Origin of the sequence: Streptomyces chumphonensis (assembly GCF_014779715.1) — a bacterium.
Classification (GTDB): Bacteria; Actinomycetota; Actinomycetes; order Streptomycetales; family Streptomycetaceae; genus Streptomyces; species Streptomyces chumphonensis.
The window spans coordinates 62,917-79,966 of the sequence record NZ_JACXYU010000009.1 but is presented as its reverse complement, the minus strand read 5'-3'; the positions used below and the strand labels follow the sequence as shown (position 1 = coordinate 79,966).

The 17,050-nt window shown below is 73.9% G+C and carries 16 protein-coding genes; 8 read left to right on the top strand and 8 right to left on the bottom strand.

Annotation, left to right across the window (positions count from 1 at the left end; all coding sequences use genetic code 11):
* Positions 1–11: 11 nt before the first annotated feature.
* The 4 genes from IF129_RS17390 to galU all read right to left on the bottom strand — a co-directional run bounded on the left by IF129_RS17390 (position 12) and on the right by galU (position 3,395).
* Complete coding sequence (locus IF129_RS17390) at positions 12–545, bottom strand: MogA/MoaB family molybdenum cofactor biosynthesis protein (protein WP_224755130.1); 534 nt, start codon at positions 543–545, stop codon at positions 12–14.
* Positions 542–1,027, bottom strand: a complete 486-nt coding sequence (moaC, locus tag IF129_RS17385; RefSeq protein ID WP_191210610.1) for a cyclic pyranopterin monophosphate synthase MoaC — start codon at positions 1,025–1,027, stop codon at positions 542–544. Before moaC ends, IF129_RS17390 begins: the two co-directional genes overlap by 4 nt.
* Before the next feature lie 62 nt (positions 1,028–1,089).
* Positions 1,090–2,424 (bottom strand): molybdotransferase-like divisome protein Glp, encoded by a 1,335-nt coding sequence (gene glp, locus IF129_RS17380; protein ID WP_191210609.1) that lies wholly within the window; start codon positions 2,422–2,424, stop codon positions 1,090–1,092.
* Entirely contained in the window at positions 2,421–3,395 is a 975-nt protein-coding gene (galU, locus tag IF129_RS17375; RefSeq protein WP_191210608.1) for a UTP--glucose-1-phosphate uridylyltransferase GalU, read from the bottom strand. The genes glp and galU overlap by 4 nt, the downstream gene beginning before the upstream one ends.
* An 83-nt stretch (positions 3,396–3,478) precedes the next feature.
* Here galU and IF129_RS17370 point away from each other — a divergent pair, with 83 nt between their 5' ends.
* Positions 3,479–4,180, top strand: a complete 702-nt coding sequence (locus tag IF129_RS17370) for a 5-formyltetrahydrofolate cyclo-ligase (RefSeq protein ID WP_191210607.1) — start codon at positions 3,479–3,481, stop codon at positions 4,178–4,180.
* Here the strand turns inward: IF129_RS17370 and IF129_RS17365 are convergent.
* Complete coding sequence (locus IF129_RS17365; RefSeq protein ID WP_191210606.1) at positions 4,170–6,914, bottom strand: penicillin acylase family protein; 2,745 nt, start codon at positions 6,912–6,914, stop codon at positions 4,170–4,172. The two genes, IF129_RS17370 and IF129_RS17365, sit on opposite strands and share 11 nt — an antisense overlap.
* 424 nt (positions 6,915–7,338) lie before the next feature.
* On the opposite strand from IF129_RS17365, the gene IF129_RS17360 reads away from it, so the two are divergent.
* The 6 genes from IF129_RS17360 (at position 7,339) to mscL (ending at position 13,502) form a co-directional block, all read left to right on the top strand.
* Positions 7,339–8,883 carry a potassium/proton antiporter gene (locus IF129_RS17360; RefSeq protein ID WP_224755151.1) on the top strand — a complete coding sequence of 515 codons (1,545 nt, stop codon included), beginning with the start codon at positions 7,339–7,341 and terminating at the stop codon, positions 8,881–8,883.
* 238 nt (positions 8,884–9,121) lie between these two features.
* On the top strand, positions 9,122–10,393 hold the full coding sequence (locus IF129_RS17355; RefSeq protein WP_318153803.1) for an MFS transporter: 1,272 nt from the start codon (positions 9,122–9,124) through the stop codon (positions 10,391–10,393).
* 66 nt (positions 10,394–10,459) lie between these two features.
* Complete coding sequence (locus IF129_RS17350; RefSeq protein WP_191210604.1) at positions 10,460–10,801, top strand: FmdB family zinc ribbon protein; 342 nt, start codon at positions 10,460–10,462, stop codon at positions 10,799–10,801.
* 98 nt (positions 10,802–10,899) lie between these two features.
* Positions 10,900–11,736: an S-methyl-5'-thioadenosine phosphorylase gene (locus IF129_RS17345; protein ID WP_191210603.1), complete on the top strand. Its 837-nt coding sequence runs from the start codon at positions 10,900–10,902 to the stop codon at positions 11,734–11,736.
* A 242-nt stretch (positions 11,737–11,978) separates the two neighbouring features.
* Positions 11,979–12,797, top strand: coding sequence for a hypothetical protein (locus IF129_RS17340; protein WP_224755128.1), 819 nt, complete (start codon positions 11,979–11,981; stop codon positions 12,795–12,797).
* Positions 12,798–12,992: 195 nt separating this feature from the next.
* Positions 12,993–13,502, top strand: coding sequence for a large conductance mechanosensitive channel protein MscL (mscL, locus tag IF129_RS17335; RefSeq protein WP_191210602.1), 510 nt, complete (start codon positions 12,993–12,995; stop codon positions 13,500–13,502).
* Between the two features lie 54 nt (positions 13,503–13,556).
* Here the strand turns inward: mscL and IF129_RS17330 are convergent, their stop codons facing one another.
* Both IF129_RS17330 and IF129_RS17325 read right to left on the bottom strand, forming a co-directional pair.
* Positions 13,557–13,766: a hypothetical protein gene (locus tag IF129_RS17330; protein ID WP_191210601.1), complete on the bottom strand. Its 210-nt coding sequence runs from the start codon at positions 13,764–13,766 to the stop codon at positions 13,557–13,559.
* Positions 13,763–14,323, bottom strand: coding sequence for an AMP-binding protein (locus tag IF129_RS17325; RefSeq protein WP_191210600.1), 561 nt, complete (start codon positions 14,321–14,323; stop codon positions 13,763–13,765). The genes IF129_RS17330 and IF129_RS17325 overlap by 4 nt, the downstream gene beginning before the upstream one ends.
* Positions 14,324–14,434: 111 nt before the next feature.
* On the opposite strand from IF129_RS17325, the gene IF129_RS17320 reads away from it, so the two are divergent.
* Positions 14,435–15,487: a P1 family peptidase gene (locus IF129_RS17320; protein WP_318153802.1), complete on the top strand. Its 1,053-nt coding sequence runs from the start codon at positions 14,435–14,437 to the stop codon at positions 15,485–15,487.
* A 22-nt stretch (positions 15,488–15,509) separates the two neighbouring features.
* Here IF129_RS17320 and IF129_RS17315 read toward each other — a convergent pair whose 3' ends face one another.
* Positions 15,510–16,520: a sigma-70 family RNA polymerase sigma factor gene (locus IF129_RS17315; protein WP_191210599.1), complete on the bottom strand. Its 1,011-nt coding sequence runs from the start codon at positions 16,518–16,520 to the stop codon at positions 15,510–15,512.
* Between the last annotated feature and the right edge of the window lie 530 nt (positions 16,521–17,050).

The window sequence follows — 17,050 nt, the reverse complement described above, 5'->3', positions numbered from 1 at the left end:
CCATACGGCGTTCAGTGGGATTCACCTCTGGGGTGGTCGCCGCCGCGGAGCTGGTCGACGGCGTGCGGAAGGATCTCCGTCAGGACGGCGAGCCCGTCCTTGACGCCTCCCCGGGAGCCGGGCAGGTTCACGATCAGGGTACGGTCCGCGACACCGGCGAGGCCACGCGAGAGGGCCGCCGTGGGGACCTTCGTGCGGCCCGTGGCCCGGATCGCCTCGGGAATGCCGGGGATCTCGTGGTCGAGGACGCGGCCGGTCATCTCCGGGGTGAGGTCCATGGGCGTGAGGCCGGTGCCGCCCGTGGTGACGACGACGTCGTAACCGGCCGCGACGGCGCGGCGCAGGACCTCCTCGACCGGATCGCCGTCGGGGACGACGCTCGGCCCGTCGACGTCGAAGCCCATCGCCCGCAGTCCGTCGGCCAGCAGGGGGCCGCCCGTGTCGGCGTAGACGCCGGCGGACGCCCGGTTGGAGACGGTCACCGCCAGCGCCCGCACGGGTGCTCCGGGGGGACGCGGGGTCGGTCCCGGGGTGGCGGTCGTCATGAGCGCTTCCATTCCCCGGACGCGCCGCCCGTCTTCTCCTCCACGCGGACATCGGTGATCACGGCGCCCTTGTCGACGGCCTTGACCATGTCGACGACCGTCAGCGCGGCGACGGAGACGGCGGTGAGCGCCTCCATCTCCACGCCGGTGCGGTCGGTGGTCCGCACCGTCGCCGACAGTTCCACGGCGTCGTCGGCGACGGTCAGCTCGACGTTGACGCCGGAGACCGCCAGGGGGTGGCACAGGGGGATCAGCTCGGGCGTCCGCTTGGCCCCCATGATCCCGGCGATGCGGGCGGTCGCGAGCGCGTCGCCCTTGGGCAGCCCGCCGTCGGCGCCGCGCAGCAGTTCGACGACGCGGGGGGCGACCAGGACCCGTCCGCTGGCCGTCGCCGTGCGCGTGGTGACGTCCTTGGCGGAGACGTCGACCATCCGGGCGGCCCCGGACTCGTCGAGGTGGGTGAGGTGCTGCTGGCTTTTCATGGGCAGCAACCGTACCCGCCCGGCACCGCCCGTGACGGGCCGCCCGATCCGCGGGACGGACGTCAGCCGAGGGGCACGACGTCCAGTTCGTCGCCGTCGTCCACCCGGGTGCGGGACTCGGGGACGACGATGAGGGAGTCCGCCTGGGCGAGCGCGGCGATGAGGTGGGAACCCGCACCGCCGACGGGACGCACCTCGCCCGTCCCGCCCGGCACGGACGGCGGCCGGTAGGCGCCGCGCAGGAACTGGCGCTTGCCCTCGGGCGAGGCGAGCGGTCCGGCGTCACCGAGCCGCACCACCGCCCGGACCCGGGGCCGGTTGACGTCCGCGCAGCCCATGAGCGCGCGGATGACGGGCCGGACGAACAGTTCGAAGGAGACGTAGGCGCTCACCGGGTTGCCGGGCAGGGCGAGCAGCGGGACGCGGTCGGGCCCGACGAGTCCGAAGCCCTGGGGCTTGCCGGGCTGCATGGCCAGCCGGCGGAACTCCACGCCGCCGCCCCAGGCCATCGGCTCCTCGCCCGGCCCGGCGCCCGCGCCGCCGAGTGCCTCCTTGACGACGTCGTACGCGCCGACGCTGACACCGCCGCTGGTGACGAGCACGTCGGCCCGGACGAGCTGGTCGTCGACGGCGGCGCGCAGGGAGTCGGCGTCGTCGGCGACGGCGCCGACGCGGTAGACCTGGCCGCCGGCGTCGCGGGCGGCGGCGGCGAGGACGTAGCTGTTCGAGTCGTGGATGCGACCGGGGCCCAGTTCCTCGCCGGGCGGGACGAGTTCGCTGCCGGTCGACATGACGACGACGCGCGGACGGGGCCGGACCGGCACCGAGCCGCGCCCGATGGCGGCGAGCAGCCCGAGCTGGGGCGGTCCGAGCACGGTACCGGCGCGCAGGGCGAGTGTGCCCGCCCCCACGTCGCTGCCGCGCCGGCGCACGTACTGCCCGGCGCGCACGGCGCGGTGGACGCGGACCTCTCCCCCGGCGCCGGAGGGGTCGGCGGCGTGGGCGGTCATGGCGTCGGCGGGGCCGCCGCCCGCGCCGCCGTCGGTCCACTCCACAGGGACGACGGCCTCGGCGCCGGGCGGCAGCGGGGCCCCGGTCATGATGCGGGCCGCCTGCCCCGGGGCGACGGTGGGCGGCTCGGCGCTGCCCGCCGCGACGTCCCCGACGACCGTCAGGACGGCCGGGTACTCCGGTCCGGCGCCGTCGACGTCGGCGGTGCGCACGGCGTAGCCGTCCATGGAACTGTTGTCGAACGGCGGCAGCGGGGCGGGGACGGTCACGTCCTCGACGAGGACGCAGCCCTGTGCCTCCGGCAGGGACAGCTCGATGGGTTCCAGGGGGCGGACGGAGGCCAGGACGTCCGCGAGGTGGTCGTCGACGGACCAGATGTCGGTCACAGCCGCACGGCCCCCTGCATCGCCGGTTCGAGGTCGCGGCCGTCGGCGTCGGTGCGGGCGGCCGTCCCGCCCATCTCCTTCGCCACGAAGTCGCGCAGCCAGGAGCGGAACTCCGGGCCGAGGTCCTCGCGCTCGCAGGCGAGCCGGACGATGGCGCGCAGGTAGTCGCCCCGGTCGCCGGTGTCGTAGCGGCGGCCTCGGAAGACGACGCCGTGCACGGGCCCGCCGAGGGAGGGGTCGGCGGCGAGGGTCTGGAGGGCGTCGGTGAGCTGGATCTCGCCGCCGCGCCCGGGCTCGGTGCGGCCCAGCACGTCGAAGACCGCCGGGTCGAGGACGTAGCGGCCGATGATGGCGAGGTTGCTGGGGGCCTCGGCGGTGGCGGGCTTCTCCACCAGGTCGCGGACCTGGACGACGTCCTCGGCGCCGGTCGTCTCCACGGCGGCGCAGCCGTACAGGTGAATGCTGGCCGGGTCCACCTCCATCAGGGCGACGACGCTGCCGCCGTGCCGCGCCTGCACCTCGGTCATCCGGGCGAGCAGCGGGTCGCGCGGGTCGATGAGGTCGTCGCCCAGGAGGACGGCGAACGGCTGGTCCCCCACGTGCGGCGCCGCGCACAGGACGGCGTGTCCGAGGCCCTTCGGGTCGCCCTGGCGGACGTAGTGCATGGTGGCGAGCTCGCTGGACTCCTGCACCCGCTCGAGCTTCCGCTCGTCGCCCTTGGTGCGCAGGACCTCCTCCAGCTCGTAGTTGCGGTCGAAGTGGTCCTCCAGGGGGCGCTTGTTGCGCCCGGTGACCATGAGCACGTCCGACAGACCGGCGGCGACCGCTTCCTCGACGACGTACTGGATCGCGGGCTTGTCGACGACCGGGAGCATCTCCTTGGGCGTCGCCTTCGTGGCGGGCAGGAAGCGCGTGCCGAGACCGGCGGCCGGGATGACGGCCTTGCGGATCGGGGTACGTGGCTCAGTCATGTCGGGAACCCTATCTGGTGATTTCGCGCGTACGGACGGAAGTCGGGTGACCCCCCGACGGGTGCCGCCGGGGCGGTGACACCATGCCGTCGGAACGGACGAACGGCGGGGCCGGCCCACGGCCCGCGAGTGAGGACGGCGACGTGACGCACGACCCCCCACACGGCAGTGGCCCCGGCACGCCGGGTCCCGGACAACCGAAGCGGGCCCTGCGGCGCGTGCTGCTGGAACGACGCCGGGCCCTGTCGGAGAAGGACGCGGCCGACGCCGCGGCGGTTCTCGCCGAGCGCGCGCTCGGGCTGCCGGAGCTGGCCGGGGCCCGCACGGTGGCCGCCTACGTCTCCGTCGGACGGGAGCCGGGCACCCGCGGGCTGCTGGACGCCCTGCGCGGGCGCGGCGTCCGGGTGCTGCTGCCCGTGCTGCTGCCGGACGACGACCTGGACTGGGCGGCGTACGGCGGGCCGGGGAGCCTGCGCCGCGCCGGGCGCGGACTGTGGGAACCGGACGGCCCCCGGCTGGGGCCCGCCGCCGTCACCGGGGCGGACGCCGTCCTGCTGCCGGGGCTCGCGGTGGACGCCGACGGGCTGCGGCTGGGCCGGGGCGGCGGCTCCTACGACCGGGTGCTGGCGCGCCTGGCCGGGGCCGGGGCGGACCCGGCGCTCGTCGTCCTGCTGTACGACGACGAGCTGCTGCCCGTCGTACCGGCCGAGCCGCACGACCGGCCGGTGCACGCCGCCGTCACTCCGTCCGGCGTGCACCGCTTCGGGGCGGGCGCTACGGGGTGAGGGCCATGGTGTCCTCGGCCGACGCGTCCACGGCCTTTCGGCTGTAGGCCCAGGGCAGCAGCTCGCCCTTCGCCCACAGGTCCGTCTGGTCGGTGTAGTGCGGGTGGTAGGCGTGGCCGGAGGCCCCGGTGAGGTTGATCCACCGGGACTTGTCGAAGTCCTCCAGGTTCACCACCATCCGCATCGACGGCACCCAGACGACGTCGTAGCCGCCCGCGGCGTTCCAGCCGGTGGCGTTGACGGCGTCCTTGCCGCCGGGCACCTCCCACGGACCGCGGTTCAGCATGCGCTGCACCAGGGCGGGCCCCGCGGTGCCGAGGGTCTGGTTCTCCAGCATCAGGCGGTGGAGGCGGCCCCAGCTCCAGGTGTCGATGTTCTTGCCGAGCTTGGTGGTGAGCTCCCAGCGGGCGTCCTTCATGGCCCGCGCCAGCAGCTCGTCGCGTCCCTCGGCGGCCGGGGTGTCCAGGCCGTCGGCCGGGGCGGACCACCAGGCGTTGTCGGGGTCCTCCACCAGGCGGCGCACGATCTCGAACCAGCGGTCGCCGCCGTCGGGCTGCGCGGCGTCGGGGGCGCGCGTGCCGCACTCGCGCACGGTGCGGGCGGTGCCGTCCAGGTCCTCCAGCGGGCCGGAGTCGTCGGCCGGGCGCACCCGCAGGCACTCGCCCTCGACCCGCAGCTCCTTGGGCAGCTTGTTGCCGAAGGCCAGCATGAGCAGGTTGCGCCAGACGCCGTTGAAGTAGGCGGCCGGGGCGGAGTCCGCGTCCTGCGTGTAGTCCCAGCCCTCGAGGAGCTGCTGCGCCTCGCGGACGTAGGGGTCCTCGACGTCGATCTTGAGCAGGTACGGAACGAGGAGCTTGGCGATCTCGCTGCTGCTGTCGGACTGCATGGCCTGCATGTCGTCCATGGAGACCTTCCCGCCGTCCTCGATCTTGGACTGGATGAGGTCGTTGATGCGCTGGCTGCGGGCGCCGTAGCTCCAGTCCTCGGTGAGCAGGTAGGGGTAGGTCTCCTGGTCGACGACGGCCTGGTTGGCGGTGACGATGTAGCCGCGCTCGGGGTTGTACTCGTAGGGCAGCGCGGACTGCTCCACGTAGCCGGTCCACTCGTAGTCCGGGTCCCAGCCCGGTGCCGGGTAGCGGCCGTCGCCCTTGCCGCGCACCGGGATGCGTCCGGGGGCCTGGTAGCCGATGTTGCCCTCGGTGTCGGCGTAGACCAGGTTCTGGGAGGGGACGGCGAAGTCGGCGGCGGCGGCGCGGAACTCCTCGAAGTCGCTCGCCTTGTTGATCTTGAAGACGGCGTCCATGGTGGCGGACGGGGACAGGGCCGTCCAGCGCAGGGAGACGGCGTAACCGTCGCCCCGGTCGGGCGCCGGGCCGGTCACGGGAGCACCCTCGCCCACGCGGGACAGCTCGGTGTTCCGGTCCGACACGATCGGCCCGTGCCGGGTGGAGCGCACGGTGATCTCGCGGTCCTTCCCCCCGGCCACCTTGATGACCTCGGTGCGCGTCTCGTAGGGGACCATCTCGCCGTCGTACAGGTAGCGGCCGTCCTCGATCTTCTCCAGGTAGAGGTCGGTGACGTCGGCGCCGAGGTTCGTCAGACCCCAGGCGATGTCCTGGTTGTGGCCGATGACGACGCCCGGCAGACCCGCGAAGGTGAAGCCGGAGACCTCGTACGGGCAGCGCTCACTCACCTGCTTGCAGTGCAGTCCCATCTGCGTCCACACGGACGGCAGCTGCGGGGCCAGGTGCGGGTCGTTGGCGAGCAGCGGACGGCCGGTCGTCGTGTAGTCGCCGGAGACGACCCAGGAGTTGGACCCGATGCCGCTGCCGCTGCGGCCGAGCAGCGCGGGCAGGTCGTCCAGGGACGCGGCCAGCCCGCCGAGCTGCGTGCTCACCCCGCCGGGCAGCGCGTCGTCCTGCCCGGTGCCGTCGGCGGCGTCCCCGGGGGCGGGTTCCGTGTCGGCGTCGGGGGCGGGTTCCGTGTCGGGGAGGAACGTCTCCGTCGCCTCGTCGACCGCGCCGCCCTCCACGATCGGGCGGTGCCGCTCGGTGGGGTAGTCGGGGTAGAGGTCCTCGATCTGCTCCTCGTCGAGCCGCGTGGACAGCAGCGAGCGGTCGATCTCGTCCTCGACGTTGCCGCGCAGGTCCCAGGCCATGGCCTTGAGCCAGGCGACGGAGTCGACGGGCGTCCAGGGCTGCGGCTCGTACGCGTCGTTGACGAGGCCGAGTGCCGCGTACTCCAGCGAGAGGTCCGCGCCGCCGTGCTCCTCCAGGTAGGCGTTGACGCCGGCCGAGTACGCCGTCAGGTGGTCCTTGGTCTCCTCGGACAGCTCCGTCTCGTACTCCTCCTTCGCCACGTCGTGCCAGCCGAGCGTGCGCAGGAAGGCGTCGGTGCGGACCTGCTCCTCACCGAACATCTCCGAGAGGCGGCCCGCCGTCGTGTGCCGGCGCACGTCCATCTCCCAGAACCGGTCCTGGGCGTGGACGAAGCCCTGCGCCATGAACAGGTCCTCGGCGCTGGACGCGTAGATCTGCGGGATGCCGTTGCCGTCCCGCTTCACCTCGACCGTGCCGGACAGACCCTCCAGTTGCACCGAGCCGGTCGTCTGGGGGAAGGAGGCGCGGACGGTGCCGACCGTCCAGAAGCCCCCGGCGACCAGCCCCCCGACGAGCAGCAGCACCAGAGTGATCACAACCAGGCGGGCGCGCCGGGACCGTTTCTTGACGGGCATCGCTGTCCTTCGGGGCAGGGTGGGACCTTACGACCTATGGATTCCGGGGGGATTCCGTGCTGGAGCAACTGTAGGCGGACGCGATGCGGGCTCTTGCGGCGAGTGTCGCTCCACCCCATGCCGTCACCGGGCCTTCACCGGGTCCCGACGGTCATGGGATGGTAAATTGTTAGACTAGGCAACGAATATTAACGGCTTCTTAGCGCGCCGGGGGACTTGCGCGGGCACTGTTTCGGTCGAACCGGCGCCCGTATCGGGCCGGTTCACGGACGGGTGCACCGACCCTCGGGGCCGGTGGTCGCGCGACGTCACGGTCGTCACCGCCGCCCGACCGGTGCCACCGCCCGCCCCCACCCGACGGGCCGACAGGACAGACGACCGACGAGACCGACGAGACCGAGACCAGAAGAGAGAGGACCGGCCCCTGACTGTCGACCGCCTCAACGAACTCCTGCTCGCCTGCGCACTCGTGCTCCTGGTGGCGGTGGCGGCCGTGCGGCTCTCCACGCGCAGCGGGCTCCCCACGCTGCTCATCTATCTGGGCATCGGCGTCACGATGGGTCAGGACGGGCTGGGGGTGGAGTTCAGCGACCCCGAGCTGATGCAGGTGCTCGGCTACGCCGCCCTCGTGATGATCCTCGCCGAGGGCGGGCTCGCGACGAAATGGCGGGAGATCCGCCCGGCGGTGGGCGGAGCGGCGGTGCTCGCGACGTTCGGCGTGGCGATCAGCGTGCTCGTCACGGCGGCGGCGGCGCACTACCTGGTGGGCCTGTCCTGGCAGTTGTCCCTGATCCTCGGCGCGGTCGTCTCCTCCACGGACGCCGCCGCCGTCTTCTCCGTCCTGCGGGTGATCCCGCTGCCGCGCAGACTGAGCGGCATGCTGGAGGCGGAGTCCGGCTTCAACGACGCGCCCGTCGTCATCCTCGTCGTCGCGTTCTCGGCCCTCGCCACCGACCCGCAGCCCTGGTACCAGCTCGTCGGCACGATCGTGTTCCAGCTGGCGGTCGGCGTCCTGTGCGGCCTCGGCGTCGGCAAGCTCGGCGAGCTGGGGCTGCGGCGCATCGCCCTGCCCGCCTCCGGTCTCTACCCGATCGCCGTGCTGGCGCTGTGCGTCCTCTCCTACGCCGTGGGCGCGCTCGCCCACGGCAGCGGCTTCCTCGCGACGTACATCACCGGCCTGATCCTGGGCAACGCCAAGCTGCCGCACCGGCCCGCCGTGCGCGGGTTCGCCGACGGGGTCGCCTGGATCGCCCAGATCGGCCTCTTCGTGCTGCTGGGCCTGCTCGCCACGCCGAGCGCGCTCACGGCCGACTTCTGGCCCGCCATCCTCATCGGCCTGGCCCTGACCCTGGTGGCCCGCCCGCTGTCCGTCGTGCTGTGCCTGACGCCGTTCCGGATGCCGTGGCGGCAGCAGATGCTCATGTCCTGGGCCGGGCTGCGCGGGGCCGTGCCCATCGTCCTCGCCACGATCCCGATGGTGGCCGGGATCGAGCAGAGCGACCGGATCTTCAACATCGTGTTCGTGCTGGTCGTCGTCTACACCCTCGTGCAGGGCCCGACCCTGCCGTGGCTGGCGCGAAAGCTGCGGCTCGGCGCCACCGACGGCGCGACGGACGTCGACATCGAGTCCGCACCGCTGGAGCGGCTGCGCGGCCACCTGCTCTCCGTCTCGATCCCCTCCGCGTCGCGCATGCACGGCGTGGAGATCAACGAGCTCCGGTTGCCGCCGGGCTCGGCGGTGACGCTCGTCGTCCGCAACGGCAAGAGCTTCGTCCCGACGCCGACGACCGTCCTCACGCGCGGGGACGAGCTCCTGGTCGTCGCCACCAACGCCGTACGGGACCAGGCCGAGCAGCGCCTCATCGCCGTCGGCCGGGGCGGCAAGCTCGCGGGCTGGCTGGGCCGCCGTCCGCACCCGGGGCCGCCCGGCGTCTCCGGCTCGCCGGGACGCTCGGCGCCCAGCCGCTGAGACCCCGGCGGGGCGTCCGGCCGGGGCCGAGGGTGTTTCCCGCCTCCGGCCTTGGAATACCAGGCAGAACGTACGGGTTACACTGCGAGTACCCAGATACGTTTTCCCCGACCCTGCCTGATGCAGAGCCGGCGTCACCGGTGTGAACCACCCGGTGCGACGCGAGCGGACGGCTCTCGGTGCGCACAGGCCCCGTTCGATCCGGGTGCGCACTACCAGGCGGCAGAAAGGCACGGCCGTGGCGTCGAAGCCCGGCTACCGTCAGCTGTTGCGCACCCCGGGTGCGTGGTCCTTCCTCCTCCCCGGCTTCCTGGCCCGGCAGCCGTTCGCGATGCTCACCATCGGCATCGTGCTGCTCGTCCAGCACACCACCGGGTCCTTCGGCGCCGCCGGTGCCGTCTCGGCGGCCACCGGCGTCGCCATGGCGCTGTGCGCCCCGCAGGTCGGCCGCCTCGCCGACCGGTTCGGACAGCGGGCCGTCCTGATCCCCGGCGCCCTGGCCCACGCGACCGCCGTCACCGCGCTCATCACCCTGGCCCTCTCCGACGCCCCGCTGTGGGCGCTCCTGCTCGTCGCCGTGCCCACCGGCGCCTCGGTACCGCAGATCGGGCCCATGGTACGGGCCCGCTGGGCGCACCGGCTGGGCGGCGGACCGCTGCTGCCGACGGCCGCCGCCTTCGAGTCCGTCACCGACGAGCTGACGTTCGTCGTCGGACCGGTCCTGGCCACCGCCCTGTGCACCGGCGTCCACCCCGCCGCCGGGCTCGTCGCCGAAGCGGTCCTGACGGTCGTCGGCGGCCTGGTGTTCGCCGCCCAGACGCGCACGGCTCCGCCCGCCCACCGCGACGCCCTCGCGGGCCGCTCCGGCGGCTCGGCCCTCGCCGAGCCCGGCGTCCGGGTGCTCATCCCCGTCTTCCTGGGCATCGGTGCCGTCTTCGGCGGCCTCCAGGTCTCCTTCACGGCGTTCACCGAGGCCATCGGCCAGCCCGCCGCGAACGGGCTGCTGTACGGCGTCTTCGCGGGCGGCAACATGCTCGCGGGCGTCGCCTGCGGCGTGATCGCCTGGCGCTCCGAGGCGCACCACCGGCTGCCCCGCGCCTACACCGTCCTGGCGCTGGTGACCGTGCCGCTGTGGTTCGCCGCCGCCGGCGGCTCCCCGGTGCTGCTCGGCGCGGTGGGACTGCTGGTCGGCCTCGCCACGGCACCGGCGATGATCACCGGGTTCACCCTGGTGGAGCGACTCGTCCCGGCCCGGTCGCGCACCGAGGCGTTCACCTGGCTGACCGGCTCCGTGGCCCTGGGCCAGGCGCTCGCCGCCACCACGGCGGGCCAGCTGACCGACGGGTTCGGCTCCACGGCCGGTTTCACCGTCCCGCTCGCCGGTACGGCGCTGGCCGCGCTCGCCGTCGTGACCCTGCGCCGACACCTGGCACCGCGCCCCGCGCAGCCGGCCGAGGCCCGCGTCGTGGCACGTGGCGCCGATCACCGTGTGCCCGTCGCAGTGGACTAAGCCGCCGGAATGCTGCACCATGGAGCGTCGTTAGCACTCCACAGGGACGAGTGCCAGGAGGAGCAAGTGCCGACCTACCAGTACCAGTGCACCGAGTGCGGCGAGGGCCTTGAGGCGGTGCAGAAGTTCACCGACGATTCCCTCACCGACTGCCCGAGCTGCTCGGGACGCCTGAAGAAGGTGTTCTCCGCCGTCGGCATCGTGTTCAAGGGCTCCGGGTTCTACCGGAACGACAGCCGCGGCTCGTCGTCCAGCAGCAGCCCGGCGTCGGGGTCGTCCGGCTCCTCGGGGTCGTCCGGCTCCGGTACCTCGGACGCGGGCTCCGGCTCGTCGGGCTCCGGCTCGTCGTCGGACAAGAGCGCGGCGAAGAGCGACACGAAGCCCGCCGCCACCACCTCCGCCGCCTGACGACACCCGTCCGGGCCCGGGCGTGCCCGGCCGCCGTCCGCGCCGACGACCGCCGGGCACGGCGGAGCACGGCCGCGGGCGGCGCTTAGGGTGTGCGCATGACGACACCTGCGCAGGCCGACATCGGCGTCATCGGCGGCTCCGGCTTCTACTCCTTCCTGGACGACGTCACCGAGGTGCCGGTGACCACGCCCTACGGAGAGCCGAGCGACGCCCTCTTCGTCGGGGAGCTGGCCGGCCGCAGGGTCGCGTTCCTGCCCCGACACGGCCGCGACCACACCCTGCACCCGCACCGCATCAACTACCGCGCCAACCTGTGGGCCCTGCGCGCCGCCGGAGTGCGCCAGGTGCTCGGACCGTGCGCGGTCGGAGGGCTCCAGGAGAAGTACGGACCCGGCACCCTCGTCGTCCCCGACCAGCTCGTGGACCGGACCAGGTCACGGGCGCAGACCTACTTCGACGGCGAGGAGCGGGCCGACGGGCAGCGGCCCAACGTGGTGCACGTCACCTTCGCCGACCCGTACTGCGAGACGGGCCGGGAAGCCGCCCTGAGCGCCGCCCGGGGCCGGGAGTGGGAACCGGTGGACGGCGGCACGATGGTCGTCGTCGAGGGGCCGAGGTTCTCCACCCGCGCGGAGTCCCTGTGGCACGCCGCTCAGGGCTGGGCCGTGGTCGGCATGACGGGCCACCCGGAAGCCGTGCTCGCCCGTGAGCTGGGCCTCTGCTACAGCTCCCTCGCCCTGGTCACCGACCTGGACGCCGGGGCGGAGACGGGCGAGGGAGTCTCGCACGCCGAGGTGCTGGAGGTCTTCCGGGAGAACCTGGGACGGCTGCGCACGGTGCTGTTCGACGCCGTGGCCGCCCTGCCCGGGACCCGTTCCTGCGGCTGCGCGGACTCGTTGGCCGGATTCGACCCGGGCATCGCCCTGCCGTGACGCCGCACGGCCCGGGTCTTGCGGGCCGTGCACCGTGCGAGCTGTGCGGGGCGTGCGGGCGTCTCGTGCCGGGCTGAGGAGGTCCGGCGTGCACCTGGGGCGCGTCGGGGTTCGTGAGGGGCGCGTCGTGAGCGACGTGGCCGAAGTTGTCCACAACCGGGGAGTTGTCCACAGGTCTCGGTGACATCGGGGCGGGTGCGGCACCGTGAGGGGGTCGTCGTTCCCGAAACGAGGTGCTGTCGATGTCTCCTGCCACCGGTCTGCCCGCCGATCCGTCCCCGGCCGAAACGCCCGCCCCGACCACGGCGCCCGCCGCGACCACGCCGTCCGCGAGCGACACCGTCGCCGCTGCGGTGGCGCCACCGGACCCGCCCACGGACGTGCCGCCGACCGCCACCGTCCCCTCCTTCCCTCCGGTCCGGGCGGGTGGGCTTCTTCGGCACCGCCTGCGCACGGGGCTGCGTCGGGCCCGGCGCACGGCCGCCGCGGGCCTGGGCGCCGCCGCCGTGCTGCTCGTCGCGCTCGGGCCACCGGGCGGGGACGACCGTCCCCGCGCGGGGGACGGGGGCCGGCCGTCCGACGCAGGAGACCGGGCCGTGGCCGTGGGCGCCGCCGGGTCGGTGGCGGGTGCGTCGGCCGAGGCCGGCGACGGCCGACCACCCGATGACGCCCTGGTGCGGGCCCCGGTACGGCTGGCCGACCCGGGCGTCGTCCGGCTGCTGAAGCCGGGCGACCGGGTGGACGTCCTCGCGGGCCCGGCTCCGGAGTCTCCCGGGGCTGACGCGTCGGCGGCCACGGGGTCGGCCGACGTCCTCGCCACCCGGGCCCGGGTGGTGGCCGTCCCCGATCCCGGCGTGCCGGACAGCGAGGGCTCCGCCACCCCGTCCGTCCCGGGCGGAGCCCTCGCGTGGGACGGGGTGGCGGAAGGCGCGGCGGGCGGTGTGGCACCGACGCTTGCGGGGAGCGGGGCCCTGGTGGTTCTGTCGGTTCCACGTTCGATCGCGGCCCACCTCGTCGGACGCGCCGCCGAGGGATCTCCGCTGGCCGTGACGCTGTGGTGAGGCCGGAGCCACGGGGCACGGTCCGGGCCGTCCGCACTGGTGCCCGCAGGCCCGACCGTAAGGGGTCACCGGATTGGACAGCCGGGAGGCCCCTCGTGCAGCGTGCCCGGTGCGGTGTCCCGGAAGCATCCCCTCCGGCGGGTGCCGCAGCCCGTCCACCAGCGTGTGCCGCAGCGTGCACAGAAAGGCAGTCCGTTGAGCGAGAAGCAGAGCGTCCTGGCGGGATTCAAGGAATTCCTGATGCGGGGCAACGTGGTCGAACTCGCGGTCGCCGTCGTGATCGGCGCCGCGTTCACCAAGATCGTGAACGCCGTGGTCGAGGGCGTGATCAACCCCGTGGTCGGCGCCATCGGCCCGAAGGACCTGGACGCCTACCAGTCCTGCCTGAAGGCACCCTGTTCCGTGGACCCGGAGACGGGCGAGGCCATCGGCATCTCGATCCAGTGGGGTTCGGTGCTCAGCGCCTCCATCACCTTCGTGATGACCGCCGCCGTCGTCTACTTCGTCATGATCATGCCCATGAACCGCTACAAGCAGCGCGTCGCGGCCCGCACGCCCGTGGTGGAGACGCCGCCGACGAAGACGGAGCTGGACGTCCTGACCGAGATCCGCGACGCCCTGGTCGCCCAGCGCACGTCCTCCGAGGAGAGCGGCGGCGCCACGGTGGGGGCCCCTCGCGACGGCGGGCAGAGCCCGAAGTCCTGAGGACCGCGCTCGCAGCGGCCCCGAACGGCCGGGCGGAGGTGGGGCCCACCGGCGTCACAGATGGTGCGGTGGCTTCTCGTCCAGGAAGCGCGCCAGGTCACCGGCCGCGCCTCCGCCCCCCGAGGGTGCGTCCCCCCAGCCGCGGTCGGAGTCGTCCGCCGACGGACGGCTCAGCGGGTCGCCGAAGTCCAGCGCCGCGGCAGGGTCGCGCGGCGTCCGGGGGGTGGGCCGGTCCGGTGCGGACGGCTCTCGCGGTGCGGTCATGCCTCCAGCGTAGCCAGGGCCTCGTGCCACCAGAGGTCGCGCCCGGGTGTCCACGGCACCGGCCGCGCCACCTGGTGCACGACGATCACCGAGCGCACGGCCGGACAGCCGTCCAGGACCCGCTCGACGAGCTGCTTCGCCGGATAGATCCGACCGGCGTGCACACAGCTGTCCGCGACGACCAGGACGCCCGCCCCCGAGCTCCGGACGCGCTCGCGCAGAAGTGCAGCGCCGGCGCCGACCGGCAGGCTGACACGCACCGCGTCCAGTCGGCCGCACGCCATCGTCACCGCGACGGATTCCGGCGACATCGGCAGCAGCACGGCCACCCGCTCGGCCGGCCCCACGCCCTGCCGGGCGAGCGTCCCGGCGGCGCGGCGTGCCTGTTCCAGCAGCCGGACGTGCAGGTACTCGGTGGCGGGCTGCGGGGCGGCGACACCCGGCGCACCGGGCTCGGCGCCCCGTTCCGGTTCCCGCGCCGCCGGGGCGTCCGGAGCCGCGTTCGCGGCGGGGCGGGGGACCGGGTGGCTGAGGCTCTGCTGCTGATCGGCCGACATGCCGGTAAGCGTCGACGGGCGGCATGAACGTCTGATCAACGTTCGTTGTACGCGCACGGGCCGGTGTCCGTGCCGTCGCCCACCGCGCCGTCGCAGTGGTACCCATGGTCCGTGGCTGACGAAACCGGATCGACGGAGACGACCGAACCCACGCGGCGCGACGCCCTGACCGACGTGCCCGGAATGCGTGTCGGGCACGCGCAGCGGGTGGGCGACGGCTGGCTGACGGGTACCACCGTGGTGCTGGCGCCCCCGGGCGGGGCCGTCGCCGCCGTCGACGTGCGCGGCGGCGGGCCGGGCACCCGCGAGACCGACGCGCTGGACCCGCGCAACGTCGTGCAGCGTGTCGACGCGGTCGTCCTGACCGGCGGCAGCGCGTTCGGTCTGGACGCCGCCTCGGGCGTCGCGGCGTGGCTGGAGGAGCAGGGGCGTGGTGTGCCGGTCGGCCCCGACCCCGCGCAGGTCGTGCCGGTCGTTCCCGCGGCCTGCCTCTTCGACCTCGGGCGGGGCGGCGAGTGGCGGGCCCGCCCGGACGCCGCGCTGGGACGTGCGGCCGCCTCCGCCGCCCACGCGAGCGGCCCGGAGGTGGCCCAGGGCAATGTGGGGGCGGGCACGGGGGCGGTCACGGCCGGGCTCAAGGGGGGCGTCGGCACGGCGGCCACCGTGCTGCCCTCCGGGACGACGGTCGCGGCTCTGACGGTCGTCAACGCCGTCGGGTCGGTCCTGGACCCGGCGTCGGGCGCGCTCTACGGCGAACTGGTCGACGGCCGGTACGCCCTTCCGGACGCCGCACGGCACGCGGCGGCCCGGGAGCGGCTGGACCGCTCGCGGGCGTCCCTCGGCATGCCGCCCCTGAACACGACCCTGGCGGTGATCGCCACGGACGCCTCCCTGACGAAGGCGCAGGTGCAGAAGCTCGCCGGCTGCGCGCACGACGGGCTCGCCCGCGCCATCCGGCCCGCGCACCTCCTCCACGACGGCGACACGGTGTTCGGACTCGCCACCGGCGCACAGGGCCCCGCGGATGTCATGGAGGTCAACGCGATCCTGGCGGCCGGTGCCGATGTCCTGACGCGCGCCGTGGTCAAGGCGGTGCTCGCCGCCGAGACCGTCCGGGCGGGCGGCCGTGAGCTCCCGTCCTACCGGGACCTGTACGGCCGCTGACCACTCCGGCCGACGGGCGGCCCTAGGCCGCCGCGTCGAAGCCGGTGTCGTGCGCCATGCGCTTGAGCTCCAGCAGCGCGTGCTTCTCGATCTGCCGGATGCGCTCCCGGGTCAGGCCGTGCTGCTTGCCGACCTCGGTGAGCGTGCGCTCCCGACCGTCCTCGATGCCGTACCGGGCGCGGATGATGGACGCCGTCCGGTGGTCGAGGCGGCCTATGAGGCTCTCCAGCTCCTCGCTGCGCAGCAGCGTGAGCACGGACTGCTCGGGGGAGATGGCCGAGGTGTCCTCCAGCAGGTCGCCGAACTGCGTCTCGCCCTCGTCGTCCACGGACATGTTGAGGCTCACCGGATCGCGCGCCCAGTCCAGGACGTCGGTGACGCGCTCGGGCGAGGAGCCCAGCTCGGCGGCGATCTCCGTCGCCTCGGGGTCCCGCCCGTGCTCGCGGTTGAACTCGCGCTGGACGCGCCGGATGCGGCCGAGCTCCTCGACGAGGTGGACCGGCAGCCTGATCGTCCGCGACTGGTCGGCTATGGAGCGGGTGATGGCCTGACGGATCCACCACGTCGCGTACGTGGAGAACTTGAAGCCCTTGGTGTAGTCGAACTTCTCCACGGCGCGCACCAGGCCGGCGTTGCCTTCCTGGATGAGGTCCAGCAGGGGCAGGCCGCTGCGGGGATAACGCCGGGCGACGGCCACGACGAGCCGGAGGTTGGAGCGGATGAAGACGTCCTTGGCGCGCTCGCCGTCGGCGACGACCGCCTCCAGCTCCTCCCGCGCGGCGTGCGCTCCCGCGCCGTCCGCGACCGGTTCCTCCTCGCCGTCCAGGAGACGCTGGGCGTAGACGCCGGCCTCGATGGCAAGGGACAGCTCCACCTCCTTCGCCGCGTCCAGCAGTGGCGTACGGGCGATCTCGTCCAGGTACATGCCGACCAGATCACGGTCGGCGACGTCGCCGCTCGCGCGCGCACCGGTTGCCGTTTCAGCGCCTTCGGTGGCGGGCTGCTGACGACGGGCGACGGCACGGGTTGCCATGCGCTCTCCCTTGCGTGTGTCACTTGCCGGGCGGTGGCGGAACCGGATGCCCGTGGTGAAGGACGCCCGGAGCGCCGTCCTCCCTGACCGGGTAACCGTTTCCGAACATCTCAACGAGTCGAATCGGGACAGAATTCCCAATGTGCCCGCTACTTTTCCGATCATGCAGTACCCTGGCCCGCCGCAGGAACGTGGGCGGGGGTGACGGGCCCGACGGACGTGCAGGTCAGAGCGGGCGCGGAGGGCGTCCTCGCGGTCACAGCGGGCCGGGCCGCCCTCTGGTGAGCGAGACGTCGATCACATGCGACATGCTGCCGTTCACCCCCGTCGAGTGACGTCCGTGACTGCTCTCCTCCAAGGACGGCACCCACCGGCTCCCGGTTGCGCCGGGAGACGGTGGCGCACGCCCCCTGGCGCGGCCCCGGGGCCGGGGCGCCGGGCGTCCCGCTGCCGTCCCGATGAGGAGCGCGTACCCGAAGCGCTCGGGCTTACGCGGCCGGTGCCCGCCGGGAGCCGAACCCGCCGGGGTC

Bases quoted from the DNA above. Each gene is read 5' to 3' on its own strand.
- moaC (WP_191210610.1), bottom strand. From the start codon at position 1,027: ATGAAAAGCCAGCAGCACCTCACCCACCTCGACGAGTCCGGGGCCGCC.
- IF129_RS17340 (WP_224755128.1), top strand. From the start codon at position 11,979: ATGTCTCCTGCCACCGGTCTGCCCGCCGATCCGTCCCCGGCCGAAACG.
- IF129_RS17330 (WP_191210601.1), bottom strand. From the start codon at position 13,766: ATGACCGCACCGCGAGAGCCGTCCGCACCGGACCGGCCCACCCCCCGG.
- IF129_RS17365 (WP_191210606.1), bottom strand. From the start codon at position 6,914: ATGCCCGTCAAGAAACGGTCCCGGCGCGCCCGCCTGGTTGTGATCACT.
- galU (WP_191210608.1), bottom strand. From the start codon at position 3,395: ATGACTGAGCCACGTACCCCGATCCGCAAGGCCGTCATCCCGGCCGCC.
- IF129_RS17315 (WP_191210599.1), bottom strand. From the start codon at position 16,520: ATGGCAACCCGTGCCGTCGCCCGTCGTCAGCAGCCCGCCACCGAAGGC.
- IF129_RS17325 (WP_191210600.1), bottom strand. From the start codon at position 14,323: ATGTCGGCCGATCAGCAGCAGAGCCTCAGCCACCCGGTCCCCCGCCCC.
- IF129_RS17370 (WP_191210607.1), top strand. From the start codon at position 3,479: ATGCCGTCGGAACGGACGAACGGCGGGGCCGGCCCACGGCCCGCGAGT.
- IF129_RS17390 (WP_224755130.1), bottom strand. From the start codon at position 545: ATGACGACCGCCACCCCGGGACCGACCCCGCGTCCCCCCGGAGCACCC.
- IF129_RS17345 (WP_191210603.1), top strand. From the start codon at position 10,900: ATGACGACACCTGCGCAGGCCGACATCGGCGTCATCGGCGGCTCCGGC.